The organism is Flavobacterium zubiriense (genome assembly GCF_041729725.1).
In the GTDB taxonomy this organism is placed as follows: domain Bacteria; phylum Bacteroidota; class Bacteroidia; order Flavobacteriales; family Flavobacteriaceae; genus Flavobacterium; species Flavobacterium zubiriense.
Map to the genome: position 1 here is coordinate 91,726 of NZ_JBCFQL010000001.1, position 23,285 is coordinate 115,010.

At 32.5% G+C, this 23,285-nt stretch carries 22 protein-coding genes; 11 read left to right on the forward strand and 11 right to left on the reverse strand.

The annotated features are described in order from the left end of the window. Nucleotides 1–229: 229 nt before the first annotated feature. The 3 genes from AAGV28_RS00410 (at nucleotide 230) to aroA (ending at nucleotide 2,488) form a co-directional block, all read left to right on the forward strand. Nucleotides 230–595, forward strand: a complete 366-nt coding sequence (locus AAGV28_RS00410) for a hypothetical protein (protein WP_373404875.1) — start codon at nucleotides 230–232, stop codon at nucleotides 593–595. A gap of 83 nt (nucleotides 596–678) precedes the next feature. Then, nucleotides 679–1,005 carry a nucleotide pyrophosphohydrolase gene (locus tag AAGV28_RS00415; protein ID WP_035661076.1) on the forward strand — a complete coding sequence of 109 codons (327 nt, stop codon included), beginning with the start codon at nucleotides 679–681 and terminating at the stop codon, nucleotides 1,003–1,005. Between the two features lie 253 nt (nucleotides 1,006–1,258). Then, nucleotides 1,259–2,488: a 3-phosphoshikimate 1-carboxyvinyltransferase gene (aroA, locus tag AAGV28_RS00420; protein WP_373404876.1), complete on the forward strand. Its 1,230-nt coding sequence runs from the start codon at nucleotides 1,259–1,261 to the stop codon at nucleotides 2,486–2,488. Nucleotides 2,489–2,502: 14 nt separating this feature from the next. On the opposite strand, the gene AAGV28_RS00425 is transcribed toward aroA, so the two are convergent. Both AAGV28_RS00425 and AAGV28_RS00430 read right to left on the reverse strand, forming a co-directional pair. Beyond that, the gene (locus AAGV28_RS00425; RefSeq protein WP_373404877.1) at nucleotides 2,503–3,249 is read right to left on the reverse strand and encodes a LytR/AlgR family response regulator transcription factor; all 747 of its coding nucleotides are present in this window, start codon (nucleotides 3,247–3,249) and stop codon (nucleotides 2,503–2,505) included. Between the two features lies 1 nt (nucleotide 3,250). Then, nucleotides 3,251–5,107 (reverse strand): tetratricopeptide repeat-containing sensor histidine kinase, encoded by a 1,857-nt coding sequence (locus tag AAGV28_RS00430; protein ID WP_373404878.1) that lies wholly within the window; start codon nucleotides 5,105–5,107, stop codon nucleotides 3,251–3,253. A 245-nt stretch (nucleotides 5,108–5,352) separates the two neighbouring features. Here AAGV28_RS00430 and AAGV28_RS00435 point away from each other — a divergent pair, with 245 nt between their 5' ends. The 3 genes from AAGV28_RS00435 to queA all read left to right on the forward strand — a co-directional run bounded on the left by AAGV28_RS00435 (nucleotide 5,353) and on the right by queA (nucleotide 7,472). After that, the gene (locus tag AAGV28_RS00435; protein WP_373404879.1) at nucleotides 5,353–5,748 is read left to right on the forward strand and encodes a lipocalin-like domain-containing protein; all 396 of its coding nucleotides are present in this window, start codon (nucleotides 5,353–5,355) and stop codon (nucleotides 5,746–5,748) included. A 185-nt stretch (nucleotides 5,749–5,933) separates the two neighbouring features. Then, on the forward strand, nucleotides 5,934–6,251 hold the full coding sequence (locus AAGV28_RS00440; protein ID WP_373404880.1) for a hypothetical protein: 318 nt from the start codon (nucleotides 5,934–5,936) through the stop codon (nucleotides 6,249–6,251). A gap of 171 nt (nucleotides 6,252–6,422) precedes the next feature. Next, entirely contained in the window at nucleotides 6,423–7,472 is a 1,050-nt protein-coding gene (gene queA / locus AAGV28_RS00445) for a tRNA preQ1(34) S-adenosylmethionine ribosyltransferase-isomerase QueA (RefSeq protein ID WP_373404881.1), read from the forward strand. A gap of 249 nt (nucleotides 7,473–7,721) precedes the next feature. Here the strand turns inward: queA and AAGV28_RS00450 are convergent, their stop codons facing one another. Beyond that, nucleotides 7,722–8,456: an SIMPL domain-containing protein gene (locus AAGV28_RS00450; protein WP_373404882.1), complete on the reverse strand. Its 735-nt coding sequence runs from the start codon at nucleotides 8,454–8,456 to the stop codon at nucleotides 7,722–7,724. A gap of 149 nt (nucleotides 8,457–8,605) precedes the next feature. On the opposite strand from AAGV28_RS00450, the gene kynU reads away from it, so the two are divergent. Continuing rightward, complete coding sequence (kynU, locus tag AAGV28_RS00455) at nucleotides 8,606–9,883, forward strand: kynureninase (protein WP_373405148.1); 1,278 nt, start codon at nucleotides 8,606–8,608, stop codon at nucleotides 9,881–9,883. Nucleotides 9,884–10,088: 205 nt separating this feature from the next. On the opposite strand, the gene AAGV28_RS00460 is transcribed toward kynU, so the two are convergent. Next, entirely contained in the window at nucleotides 10,089–11,906 is a 1,818-nt protein-coding gene (locus AAGV28_RS00460) for a hypothetical protein (protein WP_373404883.1), read from the reverse strand. A gap of 292 nt (nucleotides 11,907–12,198) precedes the next feature. On the opposite strand from AAGV28_RS00460, the gene AAGV28_RS00465 reads away from it, so the two are divergent. Next, nucleotides 12,199–13,539, forward strand: coding sequence for an FAD-dependent oxidoreductase (locus tag AAGV28_RS00465; protein WP_373404884.1), 1,341 nt, complete (start codon nucleotides 12,199–12,201; stop codon nucleotides 13,537–13,539). A gap of 464 nt (nucleotides 13,540–14,003) precedes the next feature. Here the strand turns inward: AAGV28_RS00465 and AAGV28_RS00470 are convergent, their stop codons facing one another. From AAGV28_RS00470 to AAGV28_RS00500, 7 genes are all read right to left on the reverse strand, one after another. After that, nucleotides 14,004–14,750 carry a LytR/AlgR family response regulator transcription factor gene (locus tag AAGV28_RS00470; RefSeq protein ID WP_373404885.1) on the reverse strand — a complete coding sequence of 249 codons (747 nt, stop codon included), beginning with the start codon at nucleotides 14,748–14,750 and terminating at the stop codon, nucleotides 14,004–14,006. Next, a complete protein-coding gene (locus tag AAGV28_RS00475; protein ID WP_373404886.1) occupies nucleotides 14,743–16,479 on the reverse strand; it encodes a tetratricopeptide repeat-containing sensor histidine kinase in 1,737 nt (578 codons plus the stop codon). Before AAGV28_RS00475 ends, AAGV28_RS00470 begins: the two co-directional genes overlap by 8 nt. A 46-nt stretch (nucleotides 16,480–16,525) precedes the next feature. Beyond that, the gene (locus AAGV28_RS00480) at nucleotides 16,526–16,915 is read right to left on the reverse strand and encodes a hypothetical protein (RefSeq protein ID WP_373404887.1); all 390 of its coding nucleotides are present in this window, start codon (nucleotides 16,913–16,915) and stop codon (nucleotides 16,526–16,528) included. Between the two features lie 179 nt (nucleotides 16,916–17,094). Then, on the reverse strand, nucleotides 17,095–19,230 hold the full coding sequence (locus AAGV28_RS00485) for a polyribonucleotide nucleotidyltransferase (protein ID WP_373404888.1): 2,136 nt from the start codon (nucleotides 19,228–19,230) through the stop codon (nucleotides 17,095–17,097). 187 nt (nucleotides 19,231–19,417) lie between these two features. Then, nucleotides 19,418–19,687: a 30S ribosomal protein S15 gene (rpsO, locus tag AAGV28_RS00490; RefSeq protein WP_373404889.1), complete on the reverse strand. Its 270-nt coding sequence runs from the start codon at nucleotides 19,685–19,687 to the stop codon at nucleotides 19,418–19,420. 113 nt (nucleotides 19,688–19,800) lie between these two features. Continuing rightward, nucleotides 19,801–20,256, reverse strand: coding sequence for a GAF domain-containing protein (locus tag AAGV28_RS00495; RefSeq protein WP_373404890.1), 456 nt, complete (start codon nucleotides 20,254–20,256; stop codon nucleotides 19,801–19,803). A 90-nt stretch (nucleotides 20,257–20,346) separates the two neighbouring features. Continuing rightward, nucleotides 20,347–21,303 (reverse strand): energy transducer TonB, encoded by a 957-nt coding sequence (locus AAGV28_RS00500; protein WP_373404891.1) that lies wholly within the window; start codon nucleotides 21,301–21,303, stop codon nucleotides 20,347–20,349. Nucleotides 21,304–21,423: 120 nt separating this feature from the next. Between AAGV28_RS00500 and xrtF the strand changes: the two genes are divergently transcribed. From xrtF to AAGV28_RS00515, 3 genes are read left to right on the forward strand one after another with little or no spacing between them, the layout of a single operon-like run. After that, the gene (xrtF, locus tag AAGV28_RS00505; RefSeq protein WP_373404892.1) at nucleotides 21,424–21,960 is read left to right on the forward strand and encodes an exosortase family protein XrtF; all 537 of its coding nucleotides are present in this window, start codon (nucleotides 21,424–21,426) and stop codon (nucleotides 21,958–21,960) included. Continuing rightward, nucleotides 21,950–22,393, forward strand: coding sequence for an exosortase F system-associated membrane protein (locus AAGV28_RS00510; RefSeq protein ID WP_373404893.1), 444 nt, complete (start codon nucleotides 21,950–21,952; stop codon nucleotides 22,391–22,393). The genes xrtF and AAGV28_RS00510 overlap by 11 nt, the downstream gene beginning before the upstream one ends. 58 nt (nucleotides 22,394–22,451) lie before the next feature. Then, nucleotides 22,452–23,282, forward strand: coding sequence for a restriction endonuclease (locus AAGV28_RS00515; protein WP_373404894.1), 831 nt, complete (start codon nucleotides 22,452–22,454; stop codon nucleotides 23,280–23,282). Nucleotides 23,283–23,285 lie beyond the last annotated feature (3 nt).

Sequence of the window (23,285 nt, forward strand, 5' to 3'; positions counted from 1 at the left end):
TTTTATGTGATAATATATTGTTTTATATAGTTATAAATCTATATATAGCAATATAAAGCTAAGTAATTAACTATTTTTATAGTAGTAAAATACATATTATATATAATAATAAAACATATACAAATTTACATTAATACATAGTATATAATGATATTAGATATAAGTTTATTATGTATAATACTATATAAATAGAAAAAAACTATATTTGTTGTGTTAAAGAGAAAAAAGGATGAAAGACCGCTCCAAAAAATATTTGCAAAAATCAAATAATGATGTTATACATGTAGGCAACCTTATTGCGTGGATAATACAGGAAAAGCATATAAAAAAGAAAGATGTTGCGCAGTGCCTCAATGTAATCCCTAACACTATTACACAATATTTCAAGCAGCCTTCGGTACAAACAGCTATTTTATGGCGATTAAGTCAGGCTTTAGATTATAATTTGCTCATAGATTTGGGTGAACGACTCAAAATACCGTTTGAAACGAAGGTCGAAAAACAACTCAAAGAAGACTTAGCTGCCAAGAATGCCGAGCTAGAGCATTTGAAAATTGAACTGAATTTGTTGAAAAGAATACATAAAATAGAGTAGATTAGTTGTTAGACGAACCTAGCCCTATCAGGGTTCAAAACCCTGACAGGGTTAAAGACAGGGTTAAATAAAACCAAAACAAAATGAACCTAAAAAACGCCCAACTAGACGTAGATACCTGGATAAAAGAACACGGGGTACGTTATTTTAATGAATTGACAAATATGGCTCAGCTTACCGAAGAAGTAGGCGAGGTAGCCCGAATAATAGCCCGTAGGTACGGCGAGCAATCCGAAAAAGAAAGCGACAAGAACAAGGACCTAGGCGAAGAGCTGGCCGATGTAGTTTTTGTGGTTTTATGCTTGGCTAATCAAACGGGGATTGATTTGCAAGCCGCTTTCGACAAGAAAATGGATTTAAAATCAGTTCGTGATAAAGACCGCCATAAAAACAACGAAAAATTGAAATAATTATCAGTTCCGAATTATGAATTGTGAATTCCGAATGGTAAATTGCGCCCTCAAATTATTGCGGTTAAAAGGCATCGACAAGAACTCATAAGGAGTAAGAATAATTTATTGTAATATAAAACACTGCCAAACCTTATATGGTCTAATTTGCGGTTAAGTAAGACACTAAATCAGATAAAAACTTATATGACTTATGTGGTTTAAAAAAAACCGACATTATTTAATTTGCAATTCATAACTAATAATTTAAAAAATGAATTTACTACTACAAGCTACTAATGCAAGGCTAAATGCTCAAATAGCAGTTACAGGATCTAAAAGTGAAACCAATAGATTGTTGCTCTTACAAGCCTTGTTCCCCAATATTTCCCTAGCTAATACGTCTAATTCAGACGATAGCGAAGTCATGCAAATGGCATTGAGCGGCAACGAAGAAGTAGTAGATATTCATCATGCAGGTACTGCCATGCGTTTTCTTACGGCTTATTTTGCAGTAAAAGAAGGTCGCGAAGTGGTATTAACAGGGTCTAGCCGCATGCAAGAGCGTCCTGTTAAGATTTTGGTAGAAGCCCTACGCCAGTTAGGAGCCGAGATTTCGTTCCTAAAAGAAGAAGGCTATCCGCCAATTAAAATTAAAGGACAAAAAATTACTAATGCTAAAGTAACCATGGCTGCCAATGTGAGCAGTCAGTACATTTCGGCATTATTATTAGTAGCTCCAAAATTAGAAAACGGAATCGAATTGACCTTAGAAGGCGAAATTACCTCGATTCCTTATATCCAAATGACCTTGGCATTGCTGAATGATTTGGACATCCAAACTAGTTTTGAAGGCAATGTAATTACCGTTTTTCCAAAGAAAGAAGTAGCACCAAAAGTCATGACGGTAGAGTCTGACTGGAGTTCGGCATCTTACTTTTTTAGTTTAGCAGCCTTGTCTGATGAAGCCACTATTGCCTTAAGCAGTTACAAACAATCTAGTTTGCAAGGGGATTCTGCTTTAGTTGCTATTTATAAAGAAATGGGAGTAGAAACCCAGTTTAACGGAGACAGCATCACCCTGACCAAAACTAAAAAATTCAAATACAAAAACGTTACTTTCGATTTGAACCATACACCAGATATTGCTCAAACCATCGTGGTTACTTGCCTTGGATTGGGAATAGGTTGTCACCTTACCGGACTTCATACCTTAAAAATTAAAGAAACAGACCGACTAGAAGCGTTACGAATTGAATTGACTAAACTAGGTGCCAATATTTCGGTAACCAATGATAGTTTGACTCTTGTGGCTACTTCAGAAATCAATTCGAACATCAAAATCGGAACGTACAACGACCACAGGATGGCGATGGCTTTTGCTCCATTAGCATTAAAAGTGCCTATTATTATCGAAAATGCCGACGTAGTTTCTAAATCCTACCCAGATTTTTGGGATGATATGGAAAAATTAGGCTATAAAGTTTCTGATTTAGTAGGTTAGAAATAAGAAGATTTCTAGCGTTTAATAATCTGAATTTTTTCTAAAATAGACAAACTCTTTTCTGCCGATACCGGAATATGAATGCCTGATTCTAATTCTAAACTACCACCGTCAGATTTGTTATAGACAACAACATATTCAAAGTTAATGATATACGATTTATGCACGCGCATAAATCGTTTGTCTTTACACAAGATATCTTCAAAGTTTTTTAAATTTCGACTCACTAAATTTTTAGTACCATTGCTGCAAAAAACTTCGGCATAAGATCCTTCTCCTTTGATGTGCGATATTTTGCTGGTATCCAAAAAAATTAAAGAGTTCCCGGATGGAACAGCAATTTTATCTAAACTTCCATTATTAATATTTTCTTTTAGAATGGTATAGTTTTCTAGTTTTTGTTTTTGCTTTTCTAACCGTTGGATGGCTTCAACTAATTGTTCTGGATTAATGGGTTTAAGCAAATAGTCAATAGCCGAAAATTTAAAAGCCTGTAAAGCATACTCGTTGTAAGCGGTGGTAAATATTATAGAAAAATGGATTTCGTTTTCATCAAAAAAATCTAATAATTCTAGGCCGCTGTGACCAGGCATTTCGATGTCTAGCAACACTAAATCCGGTTTGTATTTTCGAATAGCCTTTACACCTTCGGCTAAGTTTTCGCATTGAGCCACAACTTCAATATTAGGACAATATTCCTCAAGTAATATGGACAAGGAGATTCTAGCTCTTTTTTCATCATCAATTAGTATTGCTTTCATTCTATAATGGTATTTCGATGTTTACAACGGTGCCCAAAGCATGTTGGTAACTGTTTTTTTTATCAGTAAATGTTAGTTGTATAGGTTTAGCTCTCATTTTATTTAAGATGTCTATCCGATTTTGAATAGCTTCGGTTGCAAATGAAGTGTGATTTTTGTTTTTTATGGCATTTAATTGCATACTTTTTTCACGGCCAATGCCGTTGTCTTCAATTTGAATTACAATCACTTGATTTTCAATAGTAAAATTAATTTTCAATTCTTTTCTGCCTTCTTTATGAAGTAATCCGTGTTTGATAGCATTTTCTACATAAGGTTGTAAAAACATGGATGGAATCTTGGTTAGTTCGGTATCATCGATATTTTCAATTTGAATGCTGTATTCAAAGTCTTCGTTGAAACGAGCTTTTTCAATATCAAGATACAGTGTTAATGTTTTGATCTCGTCTGCAATAGAGATAGACTCTTTTTCGGTCATTTCTAAAATCGATCGGGTAAGAATCGAGAATTTGGACAAATAGCTTATTGCTAGTTTTTTATCGTTGGTTAAGATGTACGATTGAACGGTGTTTAATGCGTTGTAAAAAAAATGCGGATTCATTTGCGATTTGAAGGCTTTTAATTCGCTTTGAGATGCTTTTTTTTCGGCTAATATGGTTTTCTCGGCTTCTTCTAGTTTTGATTTTAAATATTCATTTTGTTTTTTTATTTTAAAACGATTGAATAGTATACAAATAGTTGATAAAATAGAGATAAATAAAAAACTTAGAATTAGCATCAAGTTTTTTTGCTTTTCATTATTTAAGCGAGCTATTTTTTTATCTTGATGAAGTGCTTTTATTTGCGCTTCTTTTTTTTCGTTGTCGAATTTGAATTCAGCTTTCAAAATGGCATTTTTGTTATCTTCTTTTTCTAAAGTGTCTTTTGCAGCATTTGATTTTTCAAAATAAAACAAAGCTTTTTTGAAATCATTTTTGTTCTTAAAAATTTGAGACAAATCCTTCCCAGCATTTTTCAAAACGGTTAGGTTCTTAGAAGAATCGGCAAATTGAAAAGATTTGATTTTGTACGCTTCAAATTTTTGTGTGTTCCCAATTTTTTGAAAGGCGTCGGCACTATTAAAATAGAGTATGCTTAATTGAAAATTGTCTTTTGCTTTGGTTGAAATTTGGATTCCTTTTTCGTATGATTCTATAGCTTTTACGTAGTCCTCTTTTTTATAATAAACACTTGCCATATCGTTATAAGTCGAGCCTAAAATACTGGTGTTTTCACAGTCTTTTCCATATATTTCACTTTGTTTTAGATAAAAAAGAGCTTGTTCTAATCGGTTTATTCTGGAGTATAATTGACCAAGATTGTTGTAAATTGACGAAATAGCTGAAGCATTATTGCTTTTTTTGAGGTAGTAAAGTGATTTTTTGCAGTAAAAAATACTTTTTTCATACTCTTTAATTTCTGCAAACGACATTCCAATTGCACTATACGTAAAACCTATATATCTAGGGTCTGTTCTTGTAGTAATGTTTTTTAAAACTTTGTAATAAATGGCTATTTCTTTTTTAAAATCACCTTTTTTGTTTGCAAAATAAGCTTTGTTAATTAATGTTGCTAAATAAGCATTTTCATAAAAAAGTTGAATTTTGAGAGGAACAGTTTTTATTTTTCTCCTTTTTATAATTTCATCAATTAATATATTGTTTAATTTTTCACTTTTATTTAAGTCGTTTTCAAGTTCAACTTTATTTCCAAATTCTTCAATGGATAATGTGTCCTCTATAACATTATTAAAGAGTTTTTGACTAAAACTAATGTTGGATAACAACAGGAAAATTAAAATTAAGAATTTGTTTTTCATTTATTTAAAATAGGGGTTGTTGATTTTATATTGATTTCAAGAAAATTTTTTAGTAAAATTTCTTCATGATTTTAGGGCTTCTTTTATTGAATAAAGATATAAAACAATATCATTTTAAAAATGGTCTTTCGTAAACCCAAAACAGGCTTTGACAAACTCAGTCTTTAAAAGGAAAAGTTTAGTTAATAAATTTGGTACATAAATTAAATAAATTAATAGTTATGAAAAAAAATGTTTTGTTATTTGTGTCAGTATTAGTGCTTGGTTTAACTTCTTGTAGCAAGGATGATACACAAGAGCCAGCTTCAATTGTAGGGACTTGGGATCAATTTCAGTTTGTTTATGTAAATAAAATTAATGGAGAGGAAATAATAGAAGATTACACTCCTAATTGTAGTGGAAAACCACTTCATATTGTTTTTAATAGTAATGGAGAAGGTTTTTATAATAGTTATAGTAGTTCTACTTGTGAATTAGACAGTTATCCAATTTTGTGGTCACAAAGTGGTCAAAGTTTAATAATCGAATACGATAACGGAGAACAAGATAAACCACAAGTGACTCAATTAGATGAGACTACTTTGAAACTTTTATATAGTCAAGGAGGTGAAATAGTAACTATTATTTATAGAAGAAGATAATTTACAGAAATTCTGTTTGTAATTTATCAATAGTATAATTTGAGAGTTGTATTGTTCGAAGTCAAAATAGACTTACTTCAAACCTAAAGCATTTCAGTATGTCTTTTCTAAGTGGAGTGCGTAAGATCTTTTTTAAGATATTGATAATAATACTGAAAATAAAATAATCACTAATTAATCAAATCATGAAAAAAATAGTTTTAATACTAACAATGTCATTTTTATTACTGTCTTTTAATAACTTAACTAACTCAGTAATTAATAAAATTGAAATTGTTTCAGAAAAAATCAATATCAAAATCAAAAATGATACTGCTGCTGAAGTAAAAGTAATCAATACTGGAAGTGGTGGAAGTTATTCTTTGACAAAAGGAGCAACCACTACCATAAAAATGGACGAAGGAGATAAATTACACTACTACGAAAAAGGTAAAAAAGCAGCTTTACTACTAATAGCTGCAAAAGATATGGACGGGAAAATACAATTATTGAGTAGGTTGTAATTTTTTTTAGATTGTTGTTTTTTGGGCGTTGTTAAGCAAAATAAGTTTATTTGTAAAAATAAAAGCTATTTTGCTTGACAACGCCTATTTCACAATCGTATATTTGCATTCAGTTATAGTACTAAGGATCAAAACTTAGGTCTTATAACTCATAACTAATAACTTTTTAGAATGAAATTATCACATTTTCAATTTGATTTACCTAAAGAACTTCTTGCAGAATATCCTGCAGAGAACAGAGATGAAGCTCGTTTAATGGTTATTGATCGTCAAAAACAAACCATCGAACACAAAATGTTCAAAGATGTTATCGATTATTTTGATGATGGAGATGTAATGATTTTGAACAATACTAAAGTTTTTCCAGCTCGTTTGTACGGAAATAAAGAAAAAACAGGAGCTAGAATCGAAGTGTTTTTGCTAAGAGAATTAAATGCAGAACAACGTTTATGGGATGTTCTGGTAGATCCAGCACGTAAAATCAGAATCGGGAACAAATTGTATTTTGGTGATGATGATTCATTAGTAGCTGAGGTAATCGACAATACTACTTCTCGTGGTAGAACCTTGCGTTTTCTTTACGATGGTTCTTACGAAGAATTCAGAAATAAATTGACTGAACTAGGAGAAACTCCTATTCCTAAATACATCAACAGAGAAGTAACGCCAGAAGATGCAGATCGTTACCAAACCATTTATGCTAAAGAAGAAGGAGCTGTTGCCGCACCTACAGCGGGTTTGCACTTTTCTAGACATTTATTAAAAAGATTAGAGATAAAAGGGGTAAACTTTGCCGAAGTAACGCTTCACGTAGGTTTAGGAACTTTTAATCCAGTTGAGGTCGAGGATTTGTCTAAGCATAAAATGGATTCTGAGGAATTAAAAATCACTCAGGAAGCCTGTGATATTGTTAATGAAGCGAAAGTAAAAAGAAAACGCATTTGTGCAGTAGGAACTACTTCTATGCGTGCTATTGAAAGTTCAGTTTCTTCACATAACACCTTGAATCCATTTGAAGGATGGACGAATAAGTTTATCTTTCCTCCACATGATTTTAGCGTAGCCACTTGTATGATTACTAACTTTCATACACCAAAATCAACTTTATTGATGATGATTTCAGCATTTTGTGGACACGATTTAATGAAAAAAGCATACGAAGAAGCCATTAAAGAAAAATATAAATTTTATTCTTATGGTGATGCCATGTTAATTATTTAAACCATTATAAAGGTTAATTCATAAAAAAACTCGTCAGTCATGGCGAGTTTTTTGTTTAGAGGCATGTCTGTCCACCACCGTGAATCTGGATTAATACAAGAAACGGTGAAAATAGAAAAAAAATTACTGTAAAGAACACTAAGTTTTTTACCCTTAGCTTTTAGAAGTACATTCTTAGATGAAAATCTTTGCGTTCTTTGCGGTAAAAAATAATTAGAGCGTATTTTTTCTGTAAATATCATAACTAAATTAATCTACTTGATATACCAGTTTTACAGTAATAGTTGCGGTTTTATTTTTAGATTGGGTATTGAAAGACCCTCCGTACGAATAATCTTCAGAGGAATTTTGACCAATAATCTGGAAAACACCCATATCTGATTTTTTTAAATTTCCTAGATCAGCATCGGCATTTTCGGCAATGCTTTTGGCTCTGATGCTAGCGTCTTTGGTGGCTTCGGCAATCATTTTTATTTTTAATTCGGCCAATTTGGTGTAATAATATTCCGGTGCGCTGGAGTAAAATTCGATACCAGAATTAATTAATTCACTGGATTGTCTGGATATTTCCTCAATTTTATTCACTTCTTTAGATTGAATACTAACACTTTGTGTAAGACTAAAACCTGAAAAAGTATTTTCTCGAATCGTTCCATTTTCATTATAAGTGGTTTGGTATTCTTTATTGAAATTCACTGCCGAAAAAACAATTTCGTTAGCAGCAATTCCTTTACTAGACAGGTAACTTTTAATTTTATCTCTATCGGCGTCTAATGAAGCATAAGCTTCTTTTAAGGTGCTGCTTTTTCGAGAAAAAGAACCATTCCATACAATTAAATCAGAAACAAAATCGGTTTTTCCTAAACCCGTTACGCTTATGGTATCGGCGCTTTTATTTCGATTTTGAAACGCATTCGAAAATAAGTAAGCCGATGTTACCATTGCAATTGCAATAATAATGACATTGATGTTGTTTTTAATCATAACTATATGTTTTAGATTCAATCAAATATAGGTAATAAAGTGTTTCGAATGTATAACGCTTGGCTTGCCTTTTTATTTTTGAAGGAATGCTTTATGAGTTAGTTTTTTCTTTTTTAGTTACTTTTACAAAACCAAATGCAAACTACATTATGATTTTCGAAAATACCAGAGCTTTTGCTCAACAATTGGATTCGCAGGATAGCTTACATAAATATAGAGACGAATTTTATTTCCCTAAAGTGAATGATAAACAGGTGATTTATTTTACTGGAAATTCATTAGGATTACAGCCAAAGAGAACCAAAGCATACATTGACGAAATCATGGATGACTGGGCTAATTTGGCGGTTGAGGGTCATTTTTATGCCGAAAAACCTTGGTGGGATTATCAGGAACGTTTTGCAAATCCGTTGAGTACAATTGTTGGTGCAAAACCCACAGAGGTTACGGTAATGAATACGCTTACGGTGAATCTTCATTTGTTAATGGTTTCTTTTTATCGACCTACAACATCTAGATTCAAAATTATTTGCGAAGAAAAAGCCTTTCCTTCGGATCAATATATGTTTCAAAGTCAAGTCGATTTTCACGGTTTAAAACCCGAAGAAGTAATCGTTGAGGTCAAACGTCGTGATGGCGAACACAACATTCGAACCGAAGATGTTATTGCCAAAATTAACGAAGTGGGAGACGAATTAGCTTTGGTTTTAATTGGCGGAGTGAATTACTACACAGGACAAGTATTTGATATGGAAACCATCACTGCTGCGGGACACAAGGTTGGGGCTTATGTAGGTTGGGATTTGGCTCATGCCGCAGGAAATGTCAAACTAGAATTGCACAATTGGAATGTAGATTTTGCGGCTTGGTGCAGTTACAAATACATGAATTCAGGGCCAGGAAATGCTTCGGGCTGTTTTGTTCATGAAAAACATCATAACAATCCAGAGTTGCCAAGATTTGCCGGTTGGTGGGGACACAACAAAGAGCGTCGTTTTAAAATGGAACCCAATTTTGACCCGATTCAAGGTGCTGACGGTTGGCAAATAAGTAATTTACCTGTTTTGTCTTTAGCGCCATATTTAGCTTCGGTAGAAATGTTTGCCGAAATAGGAATGGAGGTTTTGATTGAAAAAAGAGACCGAATTACCGCTTATTTAGCTTTTATTCTAGGAGAAATTGACAAAGAAGTCGATAGTAGTTTTGAGATTATTACACCATTAAACCCAGCTGAAAGAGCCAGTCAATTATCGGTTTTTTTGCATGGCGAAGGACGAAGTTTATTTGATTATTTGATGAAAAATGGCGTGATTACCGATTGGAGAGAACCCAATGTAATTCGTCTTGCGCCAGTTCCTTTATATTGTTCTTTTGAAGATATGTACAATTTTGGACAAATATTAAAAAGAGGAATTTTAGAAAAATAAATAAAATTTTAGCCACGAATTCACGAAGGGATACGAATTCACTTTATTGGTCTAGAAATAGTAACAGCAAATTCGCAAATTATTTTTTTATTAAGTTTTTAATTTGCGAATTTGCTGTTTTTTTTTGTTTTAACCGTACAGATTTGTGTAATCGCTTAGGTTCTAAGATTAATCTTTATTCGTGAATTCGTGGCTGTTTTTTAGCTTAAACTGTTTCTAATTTGGGGATTTCAATAGATTCTAATTCGTTTTTGTATTGTTCGAATTGGCTAATCACATCTTTTTTGATACTTTCAAAATTAGGAACACTGGCGAACAAATTTTGATAATATGCAATTCCTTCTAAAAGATTGGTTTTGAAAGATTCTAGTTTTTTAGTTTTAGCATTATTTATTTCGTTACCAATGGTTTGAATGTCATTTTTTAAATAATCAATATACATTTTTAGCTCTTTTATAAAAAAATGAGGACGATTCGTATTTCTCAATACTGAGGTATTTCCATAAATATGCTGAACCATTTTAGAAAGCGAAACTTCCTGGTCAAAATAAGCCATGTTGGGCCCAGGGCAGATAACCACCCCTTGATCTTGTCCTTTTATTTTAATATTATTTTCAAGATAAGAAGCATTGGCTAAGCCCACACAAAGACAAGATTTTTCGGTAATACTTTGTTTTGCTCTTTCAAAAATTTCTATCGAAAGATTATTTTTATTGGCTTCTAATTCTTCCAGTTTTCCATCTTGGTATTTCTTTGAAGCAGTACAAATTCCCTTGCCTTGAGCATCTTTGCTTAATGCCAAGAATTTTTTAGGACAAGAACTTCCAGCCTTGCTTTCTTGAATGCGTTTTTGTTTGATAATTTCGTTTGTAGTGCCTCTCAAGGTATTAAAAGGAACTCCCAAAGGAGAAATATGACTTAAATACAAATCGTCTTCTTTGGCATTAATTAACAATTTTCGAGTGACTTGGTCTACCGAAGTGGCTTCAGGAACCAATAAAAAAGGAGTTCCCCAGCCTACAGAATCGACTTGGTAATAATCCAATAAAAATTCATGCTCTTCAGCAGTTCCTACTCCGCCTTGAACCGTGATTTTTAAATCTAATGGCTGTTCTGGAATTAATTTCCCTTTTTGTTCTAAAGCTTTTACCATCAATTCATGAGCCGATTGAACAAGTTGTTCTTTCTTTTGCTTGAATTCTTCCATGATGGGGCCTAATAAAAGACCTTCGGTAGCAAAGGCATGTCCACCACAATTTAATCCTGACTCGATACGGTATTCTGAAACCCAAAGTCCTTTTTTGGCTAAAAAATTACCTTGTATCATTGCCGATCGAAAGTCACTTACTTTTAGGGTAATTTTCTTTTTTAAATGGTTATTTTCATCAGGAAAAAAAGCATCGAAGTTTTCAAAATAGCTGTACAATCTCGGATTCATTCCTGCAGAAAGTACAAGAGACGAATTTACAGTGCTATTTGCAAAACCTCGAAGGGCGGCATGAGCATCATTAAAAATTACGGGTAATTGTTCGTTGTTTTCGAAATTATCTTTGTCTAATTTGGTCATGATATTAACATCAATTGCACCAGTGGATATATGTTTTTCAACGTAATTTTTAATGTTTTCTTTCCAATGGAATCCTTCGTCAATAAAGGATTGTAACCCTTTTTTGATTTCGGATTTGTTGGGCAGCATAGCAATATAATTTTCTACAGCTTCTTTGCTTTCGACCAATTCGTTTTTAAAATTTTCAAATTTATCTTTCACAATTTTGTCCACCAAATTCAAATAAGACGTAATGCGTTTGGCTCTGTAGTCGGATACTTTTTGAGATATTTCCTGATACGGAAGATTGAATTTTTGATGATAAAAAGCATTCATTTTCTCAATCAATTCATCATCGGCAATCGAAATCACCGATGAAATTCCATAGTGCGCCACACGAATAGGACTGTCTATAGTGTACGCTAATCCCATCACTGGAATATGGAAGCTATGTAAGGAGTTTGGATTTTTTGTCATTTTTATACATTCATTATAATTAGTGCAAAGTTTGTAAAAAGCATTGGCTTAAAAACTGATAAATATCATATCGGGTTTTGAGATCTCGACTTATTTTTGATATTTTAGTATCAAAACAAAATAGGCAACAAAATTTTGAGTTAGAGTATTTGTGCATTTTCGAAAGTTCAAAATGTGATGGAAAAAGTGATTGTTCAACAAAAAAACACTGAATTTCAAGTAAAAACTGAGAGTATTGAGCCTTGTTCAAATAATAAATCAGTAATTTTGCTTAACTTTTTATAAAACAAAAATGCAAACTCCCAAAAAAATAGCGGTAGTAGGTTCTGGATTAGTAGGTTCACTATTGGCTATTTACTTAAAAAAAGCAGGTCATACAGTTCATATTTATGATAGAAGTCCAGATATTAGGAAAATACAATTTTCTGGTCGTTCAATAAATTTAGCAATGTCAAACCGTGGTTGGAAAGCATTGGATGGAGTTGGAATAGGTGATGCTGTTCGAGAAATTGCAATTCCAATGGATAAACGCGCTATTCATCTTGTGGATAGTTTGAAATTTCAAAATTACGGTCAAGAAGGAGAGTCTATTTATTCGATTTCCAGAGGAATTTTAAATAGAAAAATGATTGATCTTGCTGAACAAGCGGGTGCCGAATTTTTCTTCGAACAAAAGATTTGGGATGTTACTTTGTCAACAGCCACTTTACATATTGGAGAGACCGAAAGAGGAGAGTGGGATGAGTTAGAATACGATATGGTTTTTGGTGCTGATGGTGCTTTTTCAAGAATTCGTCATCGCATGCAACGCCAGAGTATGTTTAATTATTCTCAGGAATTTTTGAATCTTGGGTACAAAGAATTGAATATTCCTGCTAATGCAGATGGTTCCCATAAATTAGATAAGTACTCTTTTCACATTTGGCCGCGAGGCGAATACATGTTAATTGCTTTGCCAAATTTAGATGGCAGTTTTACTTGTACTTTATTCATGCCTTTTGAAGGTGAAAATTCATTTGCTTCCTTGAAAGATAGAAAAGAAGTGGAAGTTTTCTTCGAAAAAAACTTTCCTGATTCTATAGAGGTAATTCCGAATTTAGCTGAGGATTTCTTTAAAAATCCTACCAGTACTTTGGTAACCATGAAATGTTTTCCTTGGACTTATGAAGATAAAGTGGCTTTAATAGGTGATGCTTGTCACGCCATTGTTCCGTTTTATGGCCAGGGAATGAATGCTGGTTTTGAGGATATAACGGTGCTTTACGAAATGATTTTAGAGTATGGAGAAGATTGGGAGCGTATTTTTTCGGAATACCAAAATTCACGTAAACCCAATGCAGATGCTATTGCGGAACTTTCGTACCGAAACTTTATGGAAATGAGTTCTAAAACGGCAGACGATCAATTTTTGTTACAAAAGAAAATTGAAAAATGGTTTTCAGAAAAACATCCTGATAAATGGATTCCTTTGTACAGTAGAGTAACTTTTAGCGATCGTCCTTATGTGGAAGCTCTGGCTATTGGTGATTTTCAAAACACAATTATGGAAGAAGTTTTGAAAACGGATGACATAGAAAATATGTGGAATAGCGAAATAGTAGAAAATAAAATTTTAGAGTTATTACAAAAATAATTTCAAAATCAATTTAGACAAAAACTCAATAAGCTATGGTGTAATTCATGGCTTTTTTTGTTTAAAAAGAATCATTTTTTTGATTTAAGGCATCATCGAATATGCTGTTCAAGGATTTAATGTATAGTACTATTCCTATTACAAGTATGACGTATTCTTTTCTCATAATACTGATATCTTCAATAATAATATACAAACTTGGAATAATCAGTAACAAGGAAAGAAGAACACCAAAATAAGGATTTGTTATTGTTTTTTGGAGGACAGAGAATAGCTTTGTCATTTCTATAGTGTTATTTAGATTCATAATAATTGATGGTTATTAATGTTTCCTTCAAAAGTAGTTTGCTTTTTGATCTTTCATTTTTAAATTGTCATGAAGCAGGTTTTTATTGTCATGAAACAAAAAAATCTTCCCGTTTCGAGGAAGATTTAGCGAATAGTAAGTTGGATTTAAATTCTGATTAAGACAAAATGTTTATTTTTTTAATAAAGTCTTTATAGGTGTCGCTCAAATTTATTTTATGATTGCCTTGCAGAATAATTAGATTGTCAGCCAAGATGATTTCTTCAATTTTATCGGTGTTGATGATTGTATTACGATGTGTTCGGACAAATTTTGTAGGATCTAATAGAGCACTAATTTTGGTCAGTGAAATCAAAATCACAAATTTTTCTTTTTCGGTAACAATATTGCAATAGCGTTCTTCTACTTCAATGTAAAGGATGTCTTGTAAAGCTACTTTTTTTAGCGAATTTTTCTTCTTTATAAAGAGAAAATCATTGCTGATGACGGTGTCTTGTTCTTCGGTTAAAAAAACATTGGTTTGTTCGTAGAATTTTTCGACTGCCATTTCTATGGCGTATAAAATTTCCAATTCATTGAAAGGTTTCATCAAAAAACTGAATGGTTTAGTCAATTTAGCTCTTTCAAAAATTTGTCGGTCTTGGGAACTGGTTAAAAAAACAAACGGTTTTGAGGCATTTGGAATAATATTAATGCTTTCGGCAAAGGTAATTCCGTCTGGTTTTCCATCTAGAAAAACATCGATTATGATAATGTCAATGGGTTGTGCATAAAAGAGTTTCAACGCTTCGGTAAAATTTCGGGCAACACCTACGACATTATAATTATTTTCGAGCAATACTTTAATCAGAGCATCGCTTTGTTCGGGAGTGTCTTCGATAATTAATATGTTGATATTATCCATTTTGGGCTGTTTTGGGTAGCGATAGCATTATTTTGGTTCCTTTATTCAATTCGCTTTCGATGCTTAGTGAACCTCCATTTTTCTGGATCATTTGTTTACACAATTGCATTCCGAGTCCTGTTCCTATAATTTCGGAGTTGTTTTTCTTGGCTAATAATTCATTTTCTTGAAGCAATTCGTCAATGGTGTTTTGATGCATCCCAATGCCGGTGTCTTCTGCTACCAGCTGGCAAAAATTAGTATGGTTTTCGATCGTATAAAAATGAATTGTTCCATTTTTATTCGAAAATTTGATAGCATTGTCTAATAAATTTCGAAGAACAATTTTTAGCGAATCAAGATCTACGAAGATAAAACAATTTTTGGCAACTGAATTCTCAAAACTAATGGATTTATCGAGTAATAAGGGTTTGTAGTTGTATTCTATTTGTTGTACGATAGAATGTAAATGTACCGATTCTTTGTGAAAATACAGTTGCTTGGTTTGCAACATCGCCCAATGCAATAAATTATCCAACAAGCTGTAAGCTCCATTAGCAATACTGCTATTTTGAATGATAAGTTGGTTTAATTCTTCGTAATTTTTGGTTTCTAAGGTGGCAGATAATTTAGAATTACTGGTTTTTAAAGCATTTACCGAAGACCGTAAATCATGACTGACTATCGAGAATAATTGATCTTTGGTAGTGTTGAGTTCGTCTAGTTTGTTTTTTTGCCGTAGAATGGTTTTTGCGTTTTTTGTTTTTTGCGCATAAAGATAAGCTCCAATAACAATGAGAATTAATAAAATTATTGCCGAGAAAAACAACCAATTTCGTTGCGTGTTTTTGAGTTGATTTTCTACCTCCAGTACTTTAATTTCTTTTTGTTTTTGAGCTACGGCAAACTTTTTTTCAAAATCAGCAACCGCCCAGATTTTATTTTGATTGTTGAGTGAATCATTCCATTGTTCAGCTTCTTTCCTATAAATTAATGCTTTTTTGTAGTCACCTCTATTTTCTTCATAAACCGCCAGATTAAAAGAGGCTAAATTTTTAATTTGAACATCTTTGATCTCTTTTGATAGGAAATACGCTTTTTCAAAAAAGTAGAGAGCTTTTACATTTTTATCTTGTTCATAGTATAGGTTTGCAAGACTGTTGTATGCGTCATACAAATGCACTTGATCATTTTTTTTACTGCGAAGATTTATCAATAGGTGTTCTTCTGCTTTATCGTATTGTTCTAAAAATAGATAACAATTACCTAAACCTTCATGTATTTTGGCAAAACTATAAGGTTGATTTTTTATTTCTGGTGATTGGAGTGCTTTTTTATAATAAACAATAGCTGTTTTAAAGTCTCTTAATTCTACAGATGTAGTCCCTAAATTAATTGTTGTGAATGTAGAAAATTCAAATGCTTTTGAAATTAGTAATAATTCTTCTTTGGCTTCTTTGTAAAGATTTTTGTTATGAAAAATTCTTCCCCTAAAAAAATGGCAATAATCAGCTATTTCTCTATTGGAATTAGTACTTAATTGTTTTGTTGTATATATAAGAGTAGAGTCCCAATCTTTTTTTAAAAAAAAATATTGGGACTTTACAAAGTTGGTTTCAGATTGATATTCAATTGCTTTTTTTTGAAGTCTTTTTGAAATAATATCGATATTAGACGTTACTTGTGAAAACAGAAAAAAAGGGAATAAAAATAGAATTGAAAAGTATAATAAACTTGATTTTTGAATCATATAAATTTATGCTAAAAAGCTATATACTAATAGTGAGGAACTCATTTTATGAAAGTTTGGTTTTTGTCCCTTTTGATACTTCAGGATCAAGATCTTTTAAATAAGACACTACTTCAATTAAATCGCCAACGGTTTCTGAAGTGTAATCTACTTCTAGGTACCAAACATTGCAGCTTTCTGGTGTTTCTTCGGAGAAATCATAGTCAAAATACATTTGTAAAGTATTGTCTAATTCAGTAGGCTCTTCTACAGTAGGATTATTTTGATCTTCAGAGTTGATGTATAATGTAGCTCTAATTTTTAGTGTCAACACACCATTTGGACTGTAAAAACTTGCGGATATTAAAGGTGTTACGGGGTAAATAACGGTTTCAGGATTTGAGAAAATAAAATCTCCAGTGTTGATTTTGCTGTTTTGTAAAACTTTAAATGCCATACTAATTTTGATATAAATGGTTATTGTTTTTGTTGTGTTAAAGATATTTTTTTTCTTTCAATAAAAGTCTGTATAACTTGTTTTTACAGTTAAAAGTTTTTAGAAAAAATCAAAAAACCCGTTTCAAATAAATGAAACGGGTTTTCCTATAAATAAACCTTTAGTAAACTAAGATCTGATTACTCTTTTTTCTCCTCGCGTGGAGGTCTTGCAATAAGTGCTTTTCTTGACACTTTCTCTTTGCGAGTTTTAGGATCAAGTCCAAGGTATTTCACTTCGAATACATCACCCATGTTTACAACATCAGCAACATTTTCTGTTCTCTCCCAAGCCAATTCAGACACATGTAATAAAACTTCGTTTCCTGGAGCAGAAGTATATTCAACTACAGCACCAAAATCTAACATTTTAATTACTTTCACTTCATAAGCTTCTCCCATTTGTGGTTTGAAAGTGATAGATTGAATTTTAGCCAATACTGCTTCAATTCCAGCAGGATCAGTTCCTAAGATTTCAATAACACCTTGCTCATCTACTTCGTTGATTACGATAGTGGTACCAGTAGCTTTTTGTAATTCTTGAATTACTTTTCCTCCAGGTCCAATCAAAGCACCAATAAAGTTACCAGGAATAGTTCTAGTAATTATTTTTGGAGCATACGCTTTAACATCTGCTTTTGGCTCAGCTAAAGTTTCTATTAATTTTCCAAGGATATGCAAACGACCGTCACGAGCTTGAGCTAAAGCAGCTTCCATAATCTCGTATTTCAAACCGTCTATTTTGATGTCCATTTGACATGCAGTGATTCCTACTGAAGTTCCAGTCACTTTAAAGTCCATGTCACCTAAGTGATCTTCGTCACCTAGAATATCAGACAATACCGCAAAACGTTCTCCGTCAGTAATCAATCCCATTGCAATTCCAGAAACGGGACGGATCATTTGAATACCAGCATCCATTAATGATAATGTACCAGCACAAACAGTAGCCATAGAAGATGAACCATTCGATTCCAATACTTCAGAAACTACACGGATTGTATAAGGACAATCAGCAGGAATCATATTTTTCAAGGCGCGTTGTGCCAAGTTTCCGTGACCAACTTCTCTTCTTGAAGTTCCTCTCAACGGACGAGCTTCTCCTGTAGAAAATGGTGGGAAATTATAGTGCAAATAGAATTTTTCTTCTCCTTGTTCTGATGGGGAATCAATTTGGTTGGCTTCTCTAGAAGTTCCTAAAGTAGCTGTTGCCAATGCTTGAGTTTCTCCACGTGTAAACAATGCAGATCCGTGTACAGATGGTAAGTAATCTACTTCACACCAGATAGGTCTGATTTCTGTAGTTTTTCTTCCGTCTAAACGAGTTCCTAAATCTAGGGTTACGTTACGAACTGCTTCTTTATTGGTTTTGTAAAAATATTTAGAAACTAAATCGCCATTTTCTGCCAATTCTTCTTCAGTAAATAAGGCTTTTACTTCTTCTTTTACTTCTGCAAATGCTGCAGTACGTTCTTGTTTAGAAGAACCTTTACTTGCAATAGCATAAATTTTATCGTAAGCTGCGGCTTTTACTTTAGCATAAATAGCTTCATCTTCTCTTTCTCCTTCGTAAGTGCGAACTTCTTTTTTTCCAAATGCGGCTGCCAATCTCTCTTGAGCTGCAATTTGTACTTTGATATGTTCGTGAGCAAATTTAATTGCTTCAAGCATTTCTGCTTCTGAAATTTCTTTCATCTCACCTTCTACCATTGCGATAGAATCCATAGAAGCTCCAATCATCATATCAATATCTGATAATGCTAATTGTGCACGACTTGGATTAATGATGAATTTTCCGTCGATACGACCAACTCTAGCTTCAGAGATTAATGTTTCAAAAGGAATATCAGACAAAGCTAAAGCTGCTGATGCTGCTAAACCTGCTAATGCATCTGGCATTACGTCTTCGTCATAAGACATTAATTGAATCATTACCTGAACTTCAGCATGATAATCAGATGGGAAAAGCGGACGTAAAACACGGTCTACTAAACGCATTGTTAACACTTCGCTATCACTTGGACGTGCTTCTCTTTTGAAGAAACCTCCAGGAAAACGACCTGCTGCAGCAAATTTTTCACGATAATCTACCGTTAACGGTAAAAAGTCGATACCTGGACTTGCTTTTCTTGCGGAAACAACTGTACCTAAAATTACAGTTTTTCCAATTCTTACTACTACAGAACCATCAGCTTGTTTAGCTAAACGTCCTGTCTCGATTGTGATGCTTCTGCCATCACCTAAATCGATACTTTCTACAAATAATTGTGGAATCATAAATTTAATTTATAAGTTAAACATGGAGTTTTAGTTGTGTTGTTGTTGCGTAGTTAATGCCTAAAACCCAATGAAAAACCAAACTTTTTTTTAATGTTGCTAATGAATAGCAGTGGTAGAATTTAAAATAAATTTTTAAACTCTAAAATAAAAAAAGAGGTACTTGCGCACCTCTTTCTTATATTGACTATTTTCTGATACCCAATACTTTGATAATTTCACGATATCTGTTGATTTCGGTCTTTTTCAAGTAGTCAAGTAAAGATCTTCTTTTACCTACTAGTTTCACAAGTGAACGCTCTGTATTATAATCGTGACGATTTTTTTTCAAGTGTTCAGTCAAGTGGTTGATTCTGAATGAGAACAAAGCGATTTGTCCTTCTGCAGATCCAGTGTTGTCTGCTTTTCCTCCGTGTTGAGCGAAAATTTCCGCTTTTCCTTCTTTAGTTAAATACATGCTAATATTATTTAAATGATTTTTATGTATGTCAGACAGTTGTTGTAAGACGGCTGCAAAAGTAAAAAAATATTACCAATTATTAATTATGAATTGTAAATTATTTTACATTCTTAATATAACTTCGCAACTTCTTGATTTACAAACTCTAAAAATCGCTCGTCTTCTGCTGTAAATGGATCAATAATGTGACTGTCAATATCTATTTGTCCTATGTTTTGACCATTTACAAATAAAGGAATTACAATTTCTGATTTCACAGTAAAACTACAAGCAATATAATTGTCTTGAGCACTTACATCCGGTACAACGAAGTTAGAATTTGAAACAGCTACTTGACCGCAAATCCCTTTTCCAAATGGAATTACGGTATGGTCTGTTGGAGAACCTACGTAAGGACCAAGGTGTAAGGTTTGTGTTTCGTGATTAGCAAAATAAAAACCAACCCAGTTGTAATAGGAAACGGAGCTGTTTAATAACTCACAAATAGCTAAAAGTTTTTCATCTCTTGTTTTACTGTTGTTTTTTATAATTGTAGTTATTTGTGGTTGTATTTCTGTTAATTTCATGTTTAAATTTTAGATATGTTTTTTATAAATAATTCTTTTTTTTATATTGTTTAAACTTCCATGTTTACAGTAATAGGTAATGGTTCTATTTTAATTAGCTGCACCTTGAATTACAATTGGTAAAGTATAGGCTGTTTTGGCCGGGATGCCTCGGAATATTCCGGAATTCCAATTGGGTGATTTTGTTAATACTCTTACTGCTTCTTCTCCAGTACCCAAGCCTAAGTCTTTTATTATTTTAATATCTACAAGTTTTCCATCAGTATCAACATTAAAAGCTGCAACAAGTTTTGGTTTTTCGCCTGGTTTGGATTGTACACCTCTAGGAGTCCTATAGTTTTTGCCTACGAATTGATAAAAAGCCATCATGCCTTCTTTGTATTCAGGTTTTATGAAAAGGACTTGGTAAGGATGTTCCATATTGTTGTTGTCAATACTAATTCCGGAAATTAATTCTCCGTTTTCGTAAGTTTCTGTAAATGTAGAGTTTGTTATCTTACTTTTTCCAGTCCAAACCCCTTGTTTTCTGCTGTTTTTTATTTCTCCTTTTTCACTTGTACCTCCATTGGTGTCTTCATAAAATCCATTTCCATCAATTACTTTTTGCTCATTGTTTTCGTTCCAATATTGAAGTATTTGGGTAACTGTTTGTAATGTTTTTGAGTCTGTTTTTATTATTTTCTCTGATTTTTTATTCTGGTTTTCATACCATTCTACTTGTTGTCCATTTATCCGGTTTTTAGTGTATTGTGTTTCTCTTTTCTTATTACCGTTTTCGTAATAATCGATGCGTGGACCTTCAAATTTCCATTCATCTTTGCTTGTTGAAATAGCTTTCATACTAACAGTTCCTGATCGATAATATTCAGTAAAAAGAAATAAGTTAGGCTGACCTTTATAATTTTCTACAACTCGAATATATCTATAATCATCTTTAGTTGTGGGGTAATGTAAGGAGTCTAGATTATAACGTGTTGGCTCAATAATCTGAGCATAAAAAGACATAGATGCTAAAAGTATTGTGATGGTTAATAGGTTGGTTTTCATTTTTAATATATATTTTTTTTCAAATATAACGAAATGTATTACAGTATTGTACTGCGGTATAAAATTTATATTGATAAAAAATCATCGCTGAAATTTTCATAAATTTGAAAAAATCAAAATTTGAAAAAATACCTTATTCTATACCGCCCATTTTTGATTTTCCTGGCTAAATTTTTCTTGACTTATTTGGTTCTAAGTTTAATTTATCAAGGTTATTTGTCTCAATTTGATATCCATGCTGTTGATGGTATTACGGAACTTGTGGCTACAAATACAACCCAACTTGTTACTTTGTTTGAAGCTGATTTCTATATAAAGGAAATTTCAAATACTTCTTATATTATGTTTTATTACAATCAACAGGCTGTTGCCAGAATGATTGAAGGTTGTAATGCCATTAGCGTAATTATTTTGTTTGTTTCGTTTGTGGTTTCTTTTTCGGGTAAACTGAAAACAACTCTGTTTTTTATACTTGGCGGAAGTGTTTTTATTTATATTCTAAATGTAATTCGGATTGCTTTGTTGTGTTTGGCTTTATATTGGTTTCCAGAACAACAATCATTTTTGCATCAAATTGTTTTTCCGCTATTTATTTATGGAGTGGTTTTTATTTTATGGGTAGTTTGGGTTAATAAATTCTCATTGTATGCTAAATAAAATTTATACTCACCGCTTAAGATTGATACTTGGAGTTGGGTTGTTACTTTGTTTTGTATTTATTCGTTTTTATGAACGCAGTTTGTTTTATGATCCTTTTTTGAATTATTTCAAAGGCAATTTCAACCAAACGCCATTACCCAATTTTGAAACTTTTCGGTTGTTCTTAAATTTGCTATTTCGATATGGATTGAATATGCTAATTTCTTTAGGATTAATTTATTTGATTTTTAAAGAAAGAATGATGGTTCATTTTTCCTTTTTTTTATATCTCATTGCTTTCGTGGTTTTGATTGTTACCTTCTTTTTAGTAATCCATTTTTATAGTTCTCAGAATAATTTTTTACTGTTTTATATCCGAAGATTTTTAATTCAACCCCTTTTTGTTTTGCTCTTTATTCCTGCATTTTACTTTCAAAAGCGAAATTCCTAATATTTTTTATGTAACTTTAAAGTAATCTATTTCAGTTATAATTAGTAATTTATACTATATGAGAGTTGTAAAGCATTCAGGAGAAATTGTCCATTTTAATCCAGATAAACTCATTACATCTTTATTGAAATCAGGTGCTGATGCATTTACAGCAGATGCCATTCTTAAAGAAATTGTCCGTGATATACATGAGGGAATTTCGACTAAAAGTATCTACAAAAAAGCGTTTGCTTTATTGAAAAAGAATACTCATTCTCATGCTGCCCGATACAATTTAAGAGCTGCTATCCAAATGTTAGGCCCTGAAGGTTTTTATTTCGAAAAGTACATTGCACGGCTTTTTGAGGCTGAAAAATATGAAACAAAGACCAACGTGGTTTTGCAAGGACATTGTGTAATGCACGAAGTAGATATTTTGATTAGGAAAAATAATGAAATTGCTATGGTGGAATGTAAGTTTCATGGCGGGAGTGAAGCTGCTTCTGATGTAAAAGTTCCTTTGTATGTTTTTTCTAGATTCAATGATTTACGAGTGAGTAGTTATTCGCTTTTTTCGAGTAAAGAAAAAATAACCAATTGCTGGATTGTTACCAATACCCGATTTACCGCAGATGCGATAGCTTTTGCAGAATGTTCGGGGATTAATTTATTAAGTTGGGATTATCCAGAAAAAGGAAGTTTAAAATCTCGTAATAATCAGGATTGCCTGTATCCAGTAACTTGTTTGACAACTTTGAGTAAGGCCGAAAAAGAAAAATTATTGTTGCTGGATATTATTTTAGTCAAAGAATTGGTCAATAATAAAGTAGATTTAAAAGAAATTGGAATAAGTTCTAATAGAATTAAAAATGTTTTAAAAGAAGTGGCGGAACTGTGTAAGTGTTATTAATTT